The sequence below is a fragment of the Corynebacterium sp. genome, assembly GCF_022712195.1.
GTDB lineage: Bacteria > Actinomycetota > Actinomycetes > Mycobacteriales > Mycobacteriaceae > Corynebacterium.
In genome coordinates this window covers 1-13,961 of record NZ_JALAGY010000050.1, presented here as the reverse complement: position 1 = coordinate 13,961, position 13,961 = coordinate 1, and the positions used below count along the sequence as shown (strand labels likewise).

The window sequence follows — 13,961 nt, the reverse complement described above, 5'->3', positions numbered from 1 at the left end:
GGTCGGTGATGCGCCACACACTTTCTCCGCGCTTGTGCGATTCGACACTTCTAAATCTGTGTGAATACACTTACATCCAGTTTGCTGATGATCACTTCCGGGGTCCCGATCTCCGGAGCCGGGAATCGTCAGAGCCCGGCTACTATCCACAGCGGAAGGACATCATGACCGCATCACTCCGACACCCTGACAGCACCTCCGGCGTCGCCACGGGCTCCACTCCCCAGGTCCGCAGCGGCAACCAGGGCGTCCTGCACCGGACGGCCGGCCAGGTGACCACCCGCGAGTCCTTCACCAACCGCGGCGAGTGGATCACCCAGGCGCACTGCCGCAACATCGACCCGGAGGAGCTGTTCGTCCGGGGCGCGGCCCAGCGCAAGGCCGTGGCCATCTGCCGCCACTGCCCGGTGGTCCTCCAGTGCCGTGCGGACGCCCTCGACAACGAGGTCGAGTTCGGCGTGTGGGGAGGCATGACCGAGCGTCAGCGCCGTGCCCTGCTGCGCAAGCACCCCGAGGTCGAGAGCTGGGCCGACTTCTTCGCCGGCCAGCTCGAGGCCACGCAGAACTGACCGTCCCCGGCGGTGCCGGCGCGTTTGTATACTCGTCGGCATGACTCAATGGGAATACGCCACCGTTCCGCTCCTGACCCACGCGACCAAGCAGATCCTGGACAACTGGGGTGAGGACGGGTGGGAACTCGTCTCCGTCCTCCCCGGCCCCACCGGCGAGCAGCACGTCGCCTACCTGAAGCGGGAGAAGTAGATGGCTGACGGCGCCGCCCGCGTCTCCGACCGCCTCGCCGAGCTGGGGATCACGCTTCCCCCCGTCGCGGCCCCTGTCGCCGCCTACGTCCCGGCCGTGAAGTCCGGGGACCTGGTCTTCACCTCCGGTCAGCTCCCCTTCGCCGACGGTGTGCTGCCTGCCACCGGCCCGGTCGGGGACGACGAGGTGACGGCCGCGGTGTCCCCGGCGGACGCCACGACCCACGCGCGTACCGCCACCCTCAATGCGTTGGCGGCCGTCGACGACCTGGTGGGGATCGACAGTGTCGTCCATATCGTCAAGGTCGTCGGCTTCGTGGCGTCGGCCCCCGGTTTCGGCGGCCAGCCGGCCGTGGTCAACGGCGCCTCCGACCTGCTGGGGGAGATCTTCGGTGAGGCGGGTGCGCACGCCCGAAGCGCCGTCGGTGTCGCCGAACTGCCGCTGGGCAGTCCGGTCGAGGTCGAGCTGGTCGTCAGGGTCGTGTAGCACCGCCCCTGCGCGGTCACCCCCGTCGGACCTGTCGTTCGCCGCTGCGCGACGTAGGATCGTTGGCATGGAGCATCCCGCGTACAGCCAGTTGCGTCCCGTCGCCCCGTCCACCGGCGTGGTCCTGTGCGACAACCCCAGCTACCAGGCCCTCGAAGGCACCAACTCCTGGATCATCCGCGCCCCCGGCGACACCGCGAGTGTCATCGTCGACCCGGGTCCGCAGGACGAGGGCCATCTCAACGTCCTGCGGAGGAAGGCCACCGAGGACGGTGCCGAGGTCGCCCTGGTCCTCCTGACCCACCACCACCCCGACCATGCGGACGGTGCGGCCCGTCTGCGCCAGCTCGTCGGCGCCCCGGTCCGGTCCCTCGACAAGCGCTACTGCATCGGCGGGGAGCCCCTTGTCGACGGGGAGTTCATCCGCTGTGAGGGGCTGACCCCGGCCATCGAGGTCATGGCCACCCCGGGCCACACCGACGACTCCGTCTGCTTCGCCGTGCACACCGAGGGAGGGGAGACCGACGCCGACGTCGAGGGCATCCTCACCGGTGACACCATCGCCGGGCGGCACACCACCATGATCTCCGAGACAACCGGGGACCTGGGCGACTACCTGGACACGCTCCGGCTGCTCGCGCAGCGCGGGTCCGGGGTCCGGATGCTGCCGGGCCACGGTCCTGACCGGGACGACACCGCCCAGCTGGCGGTGAAGTACCTGCAGCGGCGTGAGCACCGGCTCCGCCAGGTCACCGAGGCACTGGAGAAGCTGGGGGAGGACGCCACGGTGGGCCAGATCGTCGACGAGATCTACACCGACGTCGACCCGGTGCTGCGTGACGCGGCGAAGCAGTCCACCCGGGTGGCGCTCCGCCACCTCGGGAAGCTGTAGCGCCCGTCGTCACCGGGACCGGCGGGAGCGCCGGTGCCCGGGTTCCGGGGCGACCGCGAGCAGCACCAGGACCAGCCCGATCAGCGTGAGGCCGACCCAGCCGACGGGGGCCAGCCGTTCCCCGACGACGACCACCGCCAGGACCGCGGCGACGGCGGGCTCCAGGAGGGTGACCGTTGTCGCCGTGCTGGGGGAGAGGCGGGTGAGCCCGTACCCGAACAGCACGTACCCCAGGAACATCGGCACCAGTGAGAGATATGCCGCGACGCCCAGCGTCGTGGGGGACTGCAGGAGCGGGGCGCCGGTGAGCAGCAGCACCGGAACGAGCAGCGCCCCTCCGACACCGAAGACCGACCCCATCGCCGCGGCACGTCCCGTGCCGGCGAGCATCAGCCGGAAGGCCACCCACGAGTACAGCGCGTAGGACACCCCGGCGACCAGGCCGAGGGCGATGCCGGCGAGGGTGCGGGTGCCGTCGGACGGGGTGCCGTCGCCACCGGACGCCGCACTGATCAGCGCCGCGCCGGTGATGCCGAGTCCTGCGGCGCCCGCCCACCAGGGGCCGAGGGACGTCCCGCCGGTGAGTTTCTCGATCACCCCGGCGGCCAGCGGTGCCGAGGCCAGCGAGATCACCGTGCCCACGGCGACCCCGGCCAGGTGCATCGAACTGTAGAACGCCAGGGGATAGGTGAACACCGCGGCCCCGCCCAGCAGGACCAGACCCCTGTGCTCCCGGAGCAGAGGCGACCGGCGCCGCAGCTGGGGCACGGCGATGAGCGCCTGGAGCAGGCCGCCGACCCCCAGGGAGACCGCTCCCACGGCCAGTGGGCCGACACCGGCCGCGAGGCTGGCCGCCGTTCCCGTGGTGCCCCACAGGACGGCGGTGAGGGTGACCGCCAGCAGTGCCGGTGCCCGCGAGGGGGTCACGCGGCCGCTCCGGTGGAGTGGTACCGGTGCACGATCTCCCCGGCGAGCGCCCGGGCGCGGTGCAGGTGTGCGGTGGTCCCCTCCAGTCCGGACCGGGTCACGGCGCCTTCCAGCAGGAGGGACAGGTGCGCGGCGGTGGCGTGGGCGGCGCTGTCCGCGGAGGGGGTGTTCCCGGCAGCGTCGGACTCGTCCGGAGTCAGGGCCGCCCGCAGGAGCTCCTCGATCTCCTGCTTGTACCGGGCCACCTGCGCCCGCGTCGCTGACCCGGCGGGGAACTCGGCGGCGCTGTTGAGCAGCCCGCACCCCCGGAAGTGGTCGCCGTCGGCCTCGGCGTGGTCGGTGTAGGCGTCGACCACGGCGAGGACGCGGTCCACCGGATCGTCACCGGTCTGGAGGAGACGTGCCCGGTGGAGATCGAGCCACTGCCGGTGACGGCGGTCGACGACGGCCGCGACGAGCTCGTCCTTCGAGGAGAAGTTGTTGTACAGGCTCCTGCGGGCCACACCCGCGTGCTCGACGACGGCGTCGATCCCGGTGGCGGTGATCCCCCGTTCGTAGAAGAGGTCGGTGGCGGCGGAGAGGATCCTGTCGCGGGCGGGGCGGCGTCGTGTGGCGGGCATGGTGGCCTCCTCGGTCGTCCTTAAGTAGCCCGACCAGTCTACCTGCGGGGTCCGGCCCCGTGCCCGGACGACGCTGCCGCCGACGACGAGAAGAACCGCCGACCCCTGCGGGGGACGGCGGCTCACGAGGGGCCGGTAACGGGCGGGGTCAGCGGGCGCGCTTGGCCAGCCGCTCAGTGTCGGAGATCAGCACGGACTTGCCCTCCAGGCGGATCCACCCACGGTGGGCGAACTCCGCGAGAGCCTTGTTGACCGTCTCGCGGGAAGCGCCGACGAGCTGGGCGATCTCCTCCTGCGTCAGGTCGTGGTGCACCCGCAGCGCGCCACCCTCCTGCACACCGAACCGGTTCGCCAGCTGCAGCAGGGCCTTCGCGACACGGCCCGGGACGTCGGTGAAGATGAGGTCCGCCAGCGTGTTGTTCGTTCGGCGCAGACGACGTGCCAGCACCCGCAGCAGCTGCTCGGAGATCTCGGGGTGGTCGGAGATCCAGTCGTGCAGCATCTGCGAGTCCATCGTCGCGGCGGTCACCTCGGTGACGCACACCGCCGCGGAGGTGCGCGGCCCCGGGTCGAAGATGGACAGCTCACCGAACATGTCGGAGGGGCCCATGATCGTCAGCAGGTTCTCCCGGCCGTCCGGCGCGTGCCTCGCCAGCTTCACCTTGCCGTTGATGATGATGTAGAGCCGGTCGCCCGGTTCGCCCTCGTCGAAGATGGTCGTGCCGCGCGGGAACGTCACCGACTCCAACTGCTCGATGAGTGCGTTGACCGCGGTGGCCTCGACACCCTGGAAAATTCCGGCGCGAGACAGGATCTCAGGTACTTCACCCATTGCTCGTCTGACTCCTGGTCTTGGTACTGTTCGTCTGCTGTTCGGTGGCGCGTTGGCGGTGTCGGCGATGCTCTGGCCGTCGGTGACAGGTTGGTCATACCGGCCCCCGAAAAGGGTCACTCCACACAATACAGCGTAGAGGGCGGGTTCTGTGGAACGCGGGTTAGACTGGCTTCACCATGGTCGCCACTTCACCCTCACGTCCCACCGCCCGTCCGCAGCCCGGTGGCAGTCCGCTGGCGTTGACCAGACGCACGCGCAAGGTCAACCGGACACTCGCCCGGGAGTACCCGGACGCGCACTGCGAGCTGGACTACTCCACGCCGCTGGAGCTGCTCGTCGCGACGGTGCTGTCCGCCCAGTGCACCGACAGGCGGGTCAACCAGGTCACCCCGGCACTGTTCCGGGAGTTCCCGGACGCCGCAGCCTACGCCGGGGCCGACCGGGAACGTCTCGAGGAGCTCATCCGTCCGACGGGTTTCTTCCGCAACAAGGCCACCAGCCTCATCGGCCTGGGGGCCGCCCTGTGCGACGGGCACGGCGGGGAGGTCCCCGACACCATGGAGGATCTCGTCGCGCTGCCGGGGGTGGGGCGCAAGACGGCCAACGTGGTGCTCGGCAACGCGTTCGGGGTGCCCGGCTTCCCCGTAGACACCCACGTCGGCAGGGTGCTGCGGCGGCTCGGACTGACCACGCAGACCGACGCGGTCGCCGTGGAACGGGAGATCACCGCACGGGTGGAGAAGTCCGAGTGGACGATGTTCTCCCACCGGCTGATCTTCCACGGCCGACGGGTCTGCCACGCCCGCCGTCCCGACTGCGCCGCCTGCGTGCTGTCCGCCGGGTGCCCCTCGTCCGAGGCGGGAGGTGCGCGGTGAGCGGGACGACGGGTGGGCCGGACTCCCGCCTGCGCACGGTCCTGCTGGTCGTCGTGGTCGCCGTCGGCCTGGCGGTCGCGGCGGTGCCGATGGTCATCTCGCTGACCGGGGGCGGCGAGGGGAACACTGAGGAGAACACCGCGGCCGGCAGCGCCCCCGCATCCCCCTCATCCCCCGGGGCACCGGGAGCGTCAGGCGCACCGGAACCGGCGCAGACCACCCGGCCGGACCCCGCCGGGACGTCCTACGACGTTCCCGGGGAGCAGCGCATCGCCTGCCCGTCGCCGCGGGACGGAGCCGCGGTGGCGCCGGACGCGGAACTCGCGGACGTCGTCCTGCCGTGCCTGACCGACGGCGGAGGGGAGTCCACGGCCACCATCGCCGAACTGACCGCGGGACGCCCCACCCTGGTCAACGTCTGGGCGTGGTGGTGCGGTCCCTGCCGCCAGGAACTGCCGGTCCTGCAGGAGGTCGCCGAGAAGCACCCCGAGTGGAACATCGTCGGTGTGCACGCCAACGAGCGCGGCCAGGCCGGGGTGGACCTGCTCGCCGACCTGGACGTACGTCTCGCCAGCTTCCAGGACTCGACCGGGGCAGTCGCGGCGGCGGCGTCCCTGCCGGCCGTCGTCCCGCTGTCGGTGGTCTACGGTCCGGACGGTTCACGCCTGGACATGCACCCCGGCGAACTGACCTCCGTGGAGCAGGTGGAGGAGCTCATGGGGGCCCATGACACGTAGTATGGGGAACTCATGAGCCGTTCCACCGATCTCCCTGACCGGGACCACTCGCTGGAGGACTGGCTGGCGGCCGCGCAGGACCAGCCGGACCTGCCCTCCGACGTGCCCGCATGGGTGCGTGAGCTGGTGGTGGCCGTCCGCGCTGCCGCCGGCTCCCCGTCGTCCTCCATCTTCAGCGAACCGGCCCGCACCGTCCCGGAGACCGGGCCGGACGGCACTCCGCCGCGCTACTCGGCGGTGCTGGTGCTTCTCGGCGAGGACGGGGACGGCGGGAAGACGGTGCTGCTGACCCACCGGAACCCCCGTATGCGGACCCACTCCGGTCAGATCGCCTTTCCCGGGGGACGCCGCGAGGCGCAGGACGCCGGCCCCGTCGACACCGCCGTGCGTGAGGCGGTGGAGGAGACCGGCCTCGACCCGGACGCGGTGGTGCCCGTCTCCGTGATGGACCCCCTCTACATCGACCGCACGAACCACGCGGTCATCCCCGTCGTCGCGTGGTGGCGGACGCCGGGCCCGGTGCACCCGGCCACCGGGGAGACCGACTGGGTCCGTGCCTACCCGGTGGCGCGGCTGGCGGACCCGGCCTCCCGCAGCCGGATCGGATTCCTCGGCTGGCACGGGCCGGCGTTCGACGTCGACGGCTACCTGCTGTGGGGGTTCACCGGCGGCGTGGTGGACGCCCTGCTGCAGATCGCCGGCTGGGACGAGGTGTGGGAGGAGCCCTGGGCTGACGGCGAGCCCGCCACGGTGCAGGACCTCTTCGCCGCCCTGGAGTCGTCGCGCAACGGGGAGAACCTGGTTCCGGCCGCCCTCGGCGACCGGCTGGGCGGCGAGCTCGGCGACACCGACAAGGACAACCGGAAGGAGACCCGATGAGCGGGTCGGTCATCGTCGACGTCGCCCTCGTCGTCGTCGCCCTGTTCGCCCTGGTGTCCGGCTGGCGCCAGGGCGGTTTCTCCGCGCTGCTGTCGCTGCTCGGCGTGCTCGGCGGAGGTGTGCTGGGCCTGCGCGTCCTGCCGTGGGTCATGGGGCACGTCGACGGGGACACCCAGCGTTTCCTCGTCGCACTGGCGGTGATCGCCGGGTCCGTCGTGGTGGGCTACACCGTCGGCTCGATCATCGGCGGGCGGTTGCGCGACCTGATCCGCACCCGCACCGCCCTGCGGGCGGACTCCGTGGTGGGGGCGATGGTGCAGGTCGTGACCACCGTGGTCGTGGTGTGGCTGATCGTCGTCCCGGTGGCGGGCAACAACTCCGGTGACCTGGGGAAGTCTGTCCGCGGGTCGTCGATCCTCTCCGGTGTCAGCGACATCGCCCCGTCCTGGCTGGAGGCCCTGCCCCAGCAGACGGCGTCCTTCTTCAGCGACTCCGGCTTCCCCGTCATCACCGACCCCTTCGACGACGTCCCCACCACCGAGGTGGAGCCGCCGGACGCCACGCTGGCGGACGACCCCGTCGTCGCCCGGACACGCCCGTCACTGGTCCGCGTGCTCGGCGAAGCGGAACAGTGCAGCCGGATCCTGCAGGGCTCCGGCTTCGCCGTGGAACCCGACCTGGTGATGACCAACGCGCACGTCGTCGCAGGCACCGGCCGGGTCGCGCTGGAGACCGTGGACGGCGACGCCCAGGGGGAGGTCGTCTACTACAACCCCTCGGAGGACATCGCCCTGATCCGCACCACCGACGGCACCACACTGCCGCCGTTGGAGTGGTCTGACCGTGCCGCCGCGCAGAACGACGACGCCATCGTCATGGGGTTCCCGCTCGGCGGTCCTTTCCAGGCCACCCCCTCCCGTGTGCGTGAGATGTTCACCGTCTCCGGACCCGACATCTACGCCGCCGCGCGGGTGGAGCGTGAGGCCTACACCCTCCGCGGGACGGTGGTGCAGGGCAATTCCGGAGGCCCGCTGCTCGACACCGACGGCCGCGTCCTGGGGCTGGTCTTCGGCGCCGCTGTGGGGGACTCCGACACCGGCTACGCCCTGACCAGGAACGAGGTGCTCTCGCACGTGGGGGACGTGAACACCTACCAGGCGCCGGTGGACACGCAGAAGTGCGTGGTCAGCTGAGACCCGGGGTGAGTTCCGCGGCCGCCCGGACGATCGCCGCGACGGCCGGGGGGTCCTCGATGTGCGGGAAGTGCCCCACCCCGTAGAGCAGCTCGGCGGAGGAGCCGTGCCCGCCACGGTCCGCGGAGCGGCGGGCGATCCTCCGGGAGTAGGCGGGGTCCATCGAGCCGTCCACGCAGACGGCGGGTGCCTCGGTGCGCGCGGGGAAGGTGCGGTTGAAGTCGCCGCCCTCGGGGCGTAGCCGGCTGCGCAGGGTCCACCGGCGGTACTCGCACGACAGGTGCGCGACCTTGTCGATCTGCATGGCCTCGCGCCGGAGTTCCTCGTGCTCCCGGCAGATCCTGGTCTCCCGGAAACCGGGGGCGACCTGCTGGCGGAACGAGGCGGCCACGGCGGCGGACCCGTTCCTGCGCAGGGCGCGTTCAGGCAGCCGGGGAAGTTGTGCGTAGAGGGAGGCCCGCACCCGCGGCCACTGGGACACCGGGTGCAGGAACACCGAACGGGCCAGGACAAGGGGGTGGGCCGAGGAGAGGGTGACGATGCCGCGGACACGCTGCGGCTCGTGGGCCGCCATCGTCCAGGCGACCAGGCCACCCTCGCCGTGGCCGACGACCAGGGCGTCGGTGTGGCCGAGTGCACGGACGGCGCCGCACATGTCGGAGGCCGCGGTGGTGAGGTCGTAGCCGCGGGGCGTCTTGTCGGAGCGTCCGTAACCGCGCAGGTCGACGGCGGCGACACGGAACCGCGGGGCGGAGGCGGACGCCAGCTCCGGCATGAGCTCCCGCCAGTCGAAGTGCCCGCCGGCGAACCCGTGGATCAGCAGGACCAGGGGGGCGTCGGCCGGTCCCTGGACGAGAACGTGCAGCCGGATGCCCCGGGTGTGGATGTACCGGTGGACGGCGTCGTCGGGGGAGGTCATCGCTGTGGAGGTGAAAGGGCCCGGGGTGGGCTAGGTGAACAGCCCGTCGTCGGCGGAGGTGTTCTTCTTGCCGGACGGGATCACCGACTTCAGGTCGTTGAGGGAGTCGATCGTGGCCTGCGGCTTCCTGACACCCTTGATGAACTTCACGCCGACGACCGCGAGAAGCGCGACCAGCACGAACATGATGCCGAAGACGATGAGGAACGCCGACCACCGCGGCAGCCAGGTGTCCAGCAGCTCGGCGAGGAAGAAGAAGAAGAAAAAGGAGCTGTAGGCCAGCACGACGCCCGCGGCGCCGAACAGGGCCACGGCGATGCCGGCCTTCTTCGCGGTGCCGGAGATCTCGGTCTTGGCCAGTTCCACCTCGGAACGGATCAGGGAGGACACCTGGGCGGTGGCGTCTTTGACGAGGTCGCCGATGCTGCCGCCGCGTCCTGCGGCCTGCGCGTCCACGTCGGACAGCGGGATGGAGTTGACCTTGGGGTTGAAGCTGTCCTGGTCAGTGAACAGGCCGTTGCTGTTCTTGTCGCTCACTACGCACTCTCCTGGTCGATGGTCACAATCGGATCCTACCGGTTGGTTCTCCACGCTATTGTGCCAGAGGCTCCTGCGCCGCGAGGGGGAAGCCGTACACTAGCGGCTCCGGTCAGCTTTCGTCGCGGCCTTCGTCACGCCCTTCGTCACGGCCGCGGAGCCAGACGAGCAGACCCGCCGCCACGGTACCGACGAGCGCGACGGCGGCGGAGGTGCCGGCGATGGCGCCGGTGTGCTCCGGGAGGGTGAACAGAGGCTCGGTCCGGCCGAAGTTGGCGACGGGCCAGTCACGGACGGCGGCTTCACGGCGCAGTGCCCGGTCGGGGTTGACGACGGTGGGGTGGCCGACGGCCTCGAGCAGGGGGAGGTCGGTGGCGGAGTCGGTGTAGGCGTAACTGGAGGCGAGGTCGTATCCCCGTTCGTCGGCGAGGCGGCGCAGGCCCTCGACCTTGGCGGGGCCCTTGCAGAAGAACGGGACCTCGCCGGTGAACAGTCCGTCGTCGTCGACGGCGAGTTCGGTGGCGATGAGGTGGTCGGCGCCGAGCTCCTCGGCGATCGGGGAGACCAGCACCCGGGCGGAGGCGGTGATGATGGCGACGCGGTGCCCGAGGGCGTGGTGCCGGTCGATGAGGGTGCGGGCCTCGGAGTAGATGAACGGGACGATCACGTCCTGGAGGGCGCTGTGGGCGACGTCGGCGAGGTCGTCGCTGCTGCGGCCGCGGACCATGGCCACCAGGGTGTCGCGGGTGGTGTTGAGGGAGTTGTCGTCGTGGCCGCTGATCATGTAGTTGCCCAGCATCATGAGCATCCGCAGCATGTCGGTGGTGGTGATCAGCCCGCGGTCGGCGAGAGGTTTGCGGTAGGCCATCGAGGCGGAGGTGTCGATGATGGTCTTGTCCAGGTCGAAGACCGCGAGGACGTGGGACGGGTCGGTGCCGGGGTCGGTGGTGATGGAGTGGATGAGGTCGGCGACGGGCGTGTTCTCGACGTGGGTGTCGTCCGGATCGCGTGGTCCTCCCGGCGGCGTAGTCACACCACCACCATACGTCCCAGGCGGCTCTCTCGTTACCTTCAGTCTCACGCTGTTCTCCCGTTGTCGGAGTTGTCCACAGGGGGTGGGGACAGTGACACGAAACCGGGACCGAAGTTGTCCACAGGTTCGGCGTCCGCCGGCCGGTCCCTGGCGGCCCGGTGGCCTGTGCTGTCACTATCTACCGCCATGAGGGGAACACGAGGTGTCAGGGGAGTGACGGACAGGTTCGCCGGGTCTGTCCGGGGACGGGGCGGCGCCCGGTACAGTCGGCCCACACCGGTCCTGGCGGTGCTCGGGGACGCCGGTCTGGTGGACACCGTCGCCATGACCGTCGCCGCGACCGGGCGTCGGCTCCTCCGGGAGGACGACCTCCCCGTCGGCACGGGACTGGTGCTGGTGACGGACACGGAGGAACCGGAGATGCCCGACCTGCCGGGGACGGACCCGGCGGGCACGCGGGTCACCGGGGTCACCCGGGTCATTCGGGTCAGCGGGGAGCCGGGTGCCGCAGGACCGGGGACGATCCAGATCCCGGAGGGGACCCGGCAGCTCGCTGCGGCGATCGGCTGCCGCGACCCGTTCGATGTCGCGGTGGCGGGTGTGGTCGGCGGGGCAGGCACCAGTGTCTTCGCAGCGGCACTCGCCGGCGCCGTGGCCGACCCCGGGCCGGACAGTGCTGACTGTGCCGGCGGTGCCGGCGGTGCCGGCGGTGCGGGACAGGCGTTGCTCGTCGACGCCGACCCGTTGTCCAGGGCGGGACACCTCAGGGTGCTCCTCGGGGCGGAAGGGGACACCGGCGGCGGGCAGGAAAGGAAAGTGACCTGGGTCGGGGACGTGGGCCTGGTCGAGGCCGGCGGAGGCCTCGGTGAGCGGCACGTGGCGTCGCCGGCCCTGCCCGTTGTCAGGGACTGCGGGCGCCGGGACCTGGCCGGACTTCCGGACACCGTGACCGACCGGGTGCTGGTGGTGCCGCAGACGGTGCCGGCGGTGCTGGCCGCCCGGCACGTCGCGGCCGCTGACGCACGGATCCACGTGGTCCTGCGCGAACTCCCGCGGTCGGGGCTGACGTGGAACCAGACCCTGAGTCTGCTGGGGCGGACGCCGACAGTCACCTGGGAGGACGACCCGTTCCTCACCGTCGACGTGGACCGGGGCGACTTCCGCACCACCGGGCGCGGAGCGGGCACGGCCGCGACCGCTGCGGTGCGGCTGCTGGAGCAGATCCGGTGATCGGCCGGTTGATGGCGCGCGCCGTCAACGCCGTCAACGCCGCCAACACCGCAGAGGCCACGGTCACCGGGCATCTCCCGCTGGTGGACCGGGTGCGCGACGAGCTCGTCGACCGGGACGTCCTGCGTCCTTCCCCGGACGACATCGCCGGGGTGGTCGGTGCCATGGACGTGCCGGGCGTCGAGCAGGTGCGGATCCTCACCCGGGAGTTCTCCGGGCTGGGTGACCTGGCCATCCCGCTGGGCGACCCGGAGGTCACCGATGTCCTGGTCAACGGGCCCGGTCCGGTGTGGGTCGACCGTGGGCGGGGAGTGGAGCCCACTGACCTGCGCGTGAGGGACGAGGCGGCGTGTCGGGCACTCGCCGTGCGACTGGCGGCGGCCTGCGGTGCCCGGCTGGACGACGCACGGCCCTACGCGGACGGCGTGCTCACCGACCTGCCGCCGGGAGTGGCAGCGGCGGGGGTGCGGGTGCACGCCGTGCTCGCCCCGCCTGCCGGCGCAGGGGCGTGCGTGAGCCTGCGGGCACTGTCCCGCTCCCACCGTGACCTGGGTGCGCTGCAGGAGACGGGGATGTTCCCGGAGGAGGGGGCACGGTTGCTGGACACGCTCGTCACCGGGCGCCGGTCCTTCCTCGTCAGCGGTGGCACAGGCAGTGGCAAGACGACCCTGCTCGCCGCCCTGCTCAGCCGGGTGCCGGCCCATGAGCGGCTGCTGCTGGTCGAGGACACCCCGGAGCTTCTCCCGGACCATCCTCACGTGGTGCGGTTGCACACCCGCGACGCCGGCGCGGACGGTGCCGGGGCCGTCGACATGCGGACCCTGGTGCGTCAGAGCCTGCGGATGCGTCCGGACCGCATCATCGTCGGTGAGATCCGCGGGGCCGAGATCGCCGAGCTCCTGCTGGCCTTCAACACCGGGCACGGGGGCAGTGCGGGGACGCTGCACGCCAACAGCCTGTCCGCGGTGCCCGGGAGGCTCACCGCCCTGGGGGCCCTGGCCGGAATGCCGGCGGAGTCCGTGGCACGCCAGGTCGTCGACGGTGTCGACACCGTGGTGCATCTGCACCGCAGCGGCGGACGACGGCACCTCGCCCAGATCGGGCGGCTCAGCGGTGCCGGCGGCGTCCTACGGGTGGAACCGGTGTGGGAGCGGTCATGGTGACCGTGCTGGCGCTGATCGGGACCGGTGCGGTGGTGCTGTTCACCGGTGGGCGCGTGGCGGGTGCGGTGGTGCGGCTGAGCGGTGACCGGCGGCGGGTCCTGGAGTACCGGGACTTCATCGACGCCTTCGCCGTGGAACTGCTCGTCGGCGCCCGCCCGGTGGCCGCGGCGGAACAGGCGCTGACCCCGGGGCACGGCATCAGTGGCGGACTGCGTCGGCAGATCCACCGGATCCGCCTGGGTGCTGAGGTCGACGGCGGTACCGCGCTGACGGGGGACGGGCGCGGCGGCACCGACATGCCTGACCGGACCGACGAGGACTACGTACGGTTCCTCCGCCTGTGGGCCACCGCGGAACGGCACGGTCTGGCGCTGGGCACGCTGATGGGGCGTTTCGTGCGGGACCTGGACTCCCGTCTGGGCCATCTCGGCCACGTGTCCGGTGCGCTGGCCGGGGCGCGCATGACGGAGGTGATCCTGCTGCTCCTGCCGGCCGGGGCGCTCGGCATCGGCCAGTCCATGGGGCTGGAACCGCTGACGTTCCTTGTCGGCGACCCGGTGGGGTCCCTGGTCCTGATGGCAGGTACCGCCCTGGCCTGCGCCGGGGTGCTGTGGGTGGAGTCGTTGACGGTGACGGTCCTCGGGGGCGTCGGCGGGCGCGCCGGGCCCGGTGGCAAGGCAGGGGTCTCAGGGGGCTTTCGTCTCCCGGGGGTCTCGGCGACACCAGGTCTCGGCGCACTCGCCGCTGCCCGGGTACTCGACGTCTTCGCCGCCGCCGTGCAGGCAGGTCTGCCTGTCGTGGCGGCGTGGCGGGCGGCGGTGCACGGGGAGGTGCAGGATCCCCGGGACGACGGTGACAGGGGGAGGACCAGGG

Annotated in this window: 16 protein-coding genes and 1 pseudogene; 11 read left to right on the top strand and 6 right to left on the bottom strand. The window is 71.5% G+C overall.

Annotation, left to right across the window (positions count from 1 at the left end):
- The first annotated feature begins 164 nt into the window (after positions 1-164).
- The 4 genes from Q0A34_RS06100 to Q0A34_RS06085 all read left to right on the top strand — a co-directional run bounded on the left by Q0A34_RS06100 (position 165) and on the right by Q0A34_RS06085 (position 2,140).
- Positions 165-569 (top strand): WhiB family transcriptional regulator, encoded by a 405-nt coding sequence (locus Q0A34_RS06100; RefSeq protein ID WP_291479121.1) that lies wholly within the window; start codon positions 165-167, stop codon positions 567-569.
- A gap of 40 nt (positions 570-609) precedes the next feature.
- The gene (locus Q0A34_RS06095; protein ID WP_075814027.1) at positions 610-762 is read left to right on the top strand and encodes a DUF4177 domain-containing protein; all 153 of its coding nucleotides are present in this window, start codon (positions 610-612) and stop codon (positions 760-762) included.
- A complete protein-coding gene (locus Q0A34_RS06090) occupies positions 763-1,248 on the top strand; it encodes a RidA family protein (protein WP_291479120.1) in 486 nt (161 codons plus the stop codon).
- 67 nt (positions 1,249-1,315) lie between these two features.
- The gene (locus tag Q0A34_RS06085; RefSeq protein WP_291479119.1) at positions 1,316-2,140 is read left to right on the top strand and encodes an MBL fold metallo-hydrolase; all 825 of its coding nucleotides are present in this window, start codon (positions 1,316-1,318) and stop codon (positions 2,138-2,140) included.
- A 9-nt stretch (positions 2,141-2,149) separates the two neighbouring features.
- Here the strand turns inward: Q0A34_RS06085 and Q0A34_RS06080 are convergent, their stop codons facing one another.
- Genes Q0A34_RS06080 through glxR form a run of 3 tightly spaced genes read right to left on the bottom strand, consistent with a single transcriptional unit; the run spans position 2,150 to position 4,519 of the window.
- A complete protein-coding gene (locus Q0A34_RS06080; RefSeq protein ID WP_291479118.1) occupies positions 2,150-3,067 on the bottom strand; it encodes an EamA family transporter in 918 nt (305 codons plus the stop codon).
- Positions 3,064-3,813, bottom strand: a complete 750-nt coding sequence (locus tag Q0A34_RS06075; protein ID WP_291479117.1) for a TetR/AcrR family transcriptional regulator — start codon at positions 3,811-3,813, stop codon at positions 3,064-3,066. Before Q0A34_RS06075 ends, Q0A34_RS06080 begins: the two co-directional genes overlap by 4 nt.
- 22 nt (positions 3,814-3,835) lie before the next feature.
- A complete protein-coding gene (gene glxR, locus Q0A34_RS06070; RefSeq protein WP_291479116.1) occupies positions 3,836-4,519 on the bottom strand; it encodes a CRP-like cAMP-activated global transcriptional regulator GlxR in 684 nt (227 codons plus the stop codon).
- Positions 4,520-4,698: 179 nt separating this feature from the next.
- Between glxR and nth the strand changes: the two genes are divergently transcribed.
- The 4 genes from nth to Q0A34_RS06050 are packed head-to-tail and all read left to right on the top strand — an operon-like array spanning position 4,699 to position 8,206.
- Positions 4,699-5,397 carry an endonuclease III gene (nth, locus tag Q0A34_RS06065; protein WP_291479115.1) on the top strand — a complete coding sequence of 233 codons (699 nt, stop codon included), beginning with the start codon at positions 4,699-4,701 and terminating at the stop codon, positions 5,395-5,397.
- Complete coding sequence (locus tag Q0A34_RS06060; RefSeq protein ID WP_291479114.1) at positions 5,394-6,134, top strand: TlpA disulfide reductase family protein; 741 nt, start codon at positions 5,394-5,396, stop codon at positions 6,132-6,134. The genes nth and Q0A34_RS06060 overlap by 4 nt, the downstream gene beginning before the upstream one ends.
- A gap of 12 nt (positions 6,135-6,146) precedes the next feature.
- Positions 6,147-7,013 carry a CoA pyrophosphatase gene (locus tag Q0A34_RS06055; protein WP_291479113.1) on the top strand — a complete coding sequence of 289 codons (867 nt, stop codon included), beginning with the start codon at positions 6,147-6,149 and terminating at the stop codon, positions 7,011-7,013.
- Complete coding sequence (locus tag Q0A34_RS06050; RefSeq protein ID WP_291479112.1) at positions 7,010-8,206, top strand: MarP family serine protease; 1,197 nt, start codon at positions 7,010-7,012, stop codon at positions 8,204-8,206. Before Q0A34_RS06055 ends, Q0A34_RS06050 begins: the two co-directional genes overlap by 4 nt.
- Here the strand turns inward: Q0A34_RS06050 and Q0A34_RS06045 are convergent.
- The 3 genes from Q0A34_RS06045 to Q0A34_RS06035 form a co-directional block, all read right to left on the bottom strand.
- Positions 8,199-9,125 carry an alpha/beta hydrolase gene (locus Q0A34_RS06045; protein WP_291479111.1) on the bottom strand — a complete coding sequence of 309 codons (927 nt, stop codon included), beginning with the start codon at positions 9,123-9,125 and terminating at the stop codon, positions 8,199-8,201. The two genes, Q0A34_RS06050 and Q0A34_RS06045, sit on opposite strands and share 8 nt — an antisense overlap.
- A 30-nt stretch (positions 9,126-9,155) precedes the next feature.
- On the bottom strand, positions 9,156-9,662 hold the full coding sequence (locus Q0A34_RS06040) for a phage holin family protein (RefSeq protein ID WP_291479110.1): 507 nt from the start codon (positions 9,660-9,662) through the stop codon (positions 9,156-9,158).
- Positions 9,663-9,774: 112 nt separating this feature from the next.
- Positions 9,775-10,695: an HAD-IB family hydrolase gene (locus Q0A34_RS06035; RefSeq protein ID WP_291479109.1), complete on the bottom strand. Its 921-nt coding sequence runs from the start codon at positions 10,693-10,695 to the stop codon at positions 9,775-9,777.
- Between the two features lie 186 nt (positions 10,696-10,881).
- On the opposite strand from Q0A34_RS06035, the gene Q0A34_RS06030 reads away from it, so the two are divergent.
- The 3 genes and pseudogenes from Q0A34_RS06030 to Q0A34_RS06020 all read left to right on the top strand — a co-directional run.
- Positions 10,882-11,925 carry a hypothetical protein gene (locus Q0A34_RS06030; RefSeq protein WP_291479108.1) on the top strand — a complete coding sequence of 348 codons (1,044 nt, stop codon included), beginning with the start codon at positions 10,882-10,884 and terminating at the stop codon, positions 11,923-11,925.
- The gene (locus Q0A34_RS06025) at positions 11,922-13,088 is read left to right on the top strand and encodes a TadA family conjugal transfer-associated ATPase (protein ID WP_291479107.1); all 1,167 of its coding nucleotides are present in this window, start codon (positions 11,922-11,924) and stop codon (positions 13,086-13,088) included. The genes Q0A34_RS06030 and Q0A34_RS06025 overlap by 4 nt, the downstream gene beginning before the upstream one ends.
- Positions 13,082-13,961: pseudogene (locus Q0A34_RS06020) on the top strand (hypothetical protein); the annotation flags it as partial. The gene Q0A34_RS06025 and the pseudogene Q0A34_RS06020, both read left to right, overlap by 7 nt.

Excerpts from the sequence above, each read along its gene's own strand:
- Q0A34_RS06100 (WP_291479121.1), top strand. The coding sequence starts at position 165 with ATGACCGCATCACTCCGACACCCTGACAGCACCTCCGGCGTCGCCACG.
- Q0A34_RS06095 (WP_075814027.1), top strand. The coding sequence starts at position 610 with ATGACTCAATGGGAATACGCCACCGTTCCGCTCCTGACCCACGCGACC.
- Q0A34_RS06090 (WP_291479120.1), top strand. The coding sequence starts at position 763 with ATGGCTGACGGCGCCGCCCGCGTCTCCGACCGCCTCGCCGAGCTGGGG.
- Q0A34_RS06085 (WP_291479119.1), top strand. The coding sequence starts at position 1,316 with ATGGAGCATCCCGCGTACAGCCAGTTGCGTCCCGTCGCCCCGTCCACC.
- glxR (WP_291479116.1), bottom strand. The coding sequence starts at position 4,519 with ATGGGTGAAGTACCTGAGATCCTGTCTCGCGCCGGAATTTTCCAGGGT.
- nth (WP_291479115.1), top strand. The coding sequence starts at position 4,699 with ATGGTCGCCACTTCACCCTCACGTCCCACCGCCCGTCCGCAGCCCGGT.
- Q0A34_RS06055 (WP_291479113.1), top strand. The coding sequence starts at position 6,147 with ATGAGCCGTTCCACCGATCTCCCTGACCGGGACCACTCGCTGGAGGAC.
- Q0A34_RS06050 (WP_291479112.1), top strand. The coding sequence starts at position 7,010 with ATGAGCGGGTCGGTCATCGTCGACGTCGCCCTCGTCGTCGTCGCCCTG.
- Q0A34_RS06045 (WP_291479111.1), bottom strand. The coding sequence starts at position 9,125 with ATGACCTCCCCCGACGACGCCGTCCACCGGTACATCCACACCCGGGGC.
- Q0A34_RS06030 (WP_291479108.1), top strand. The coding sequence starts at position 10,882 with ATGAGGGGAACACGAGGTGTCAGGGGAGTGACGGACAGGTTCGCCGGG.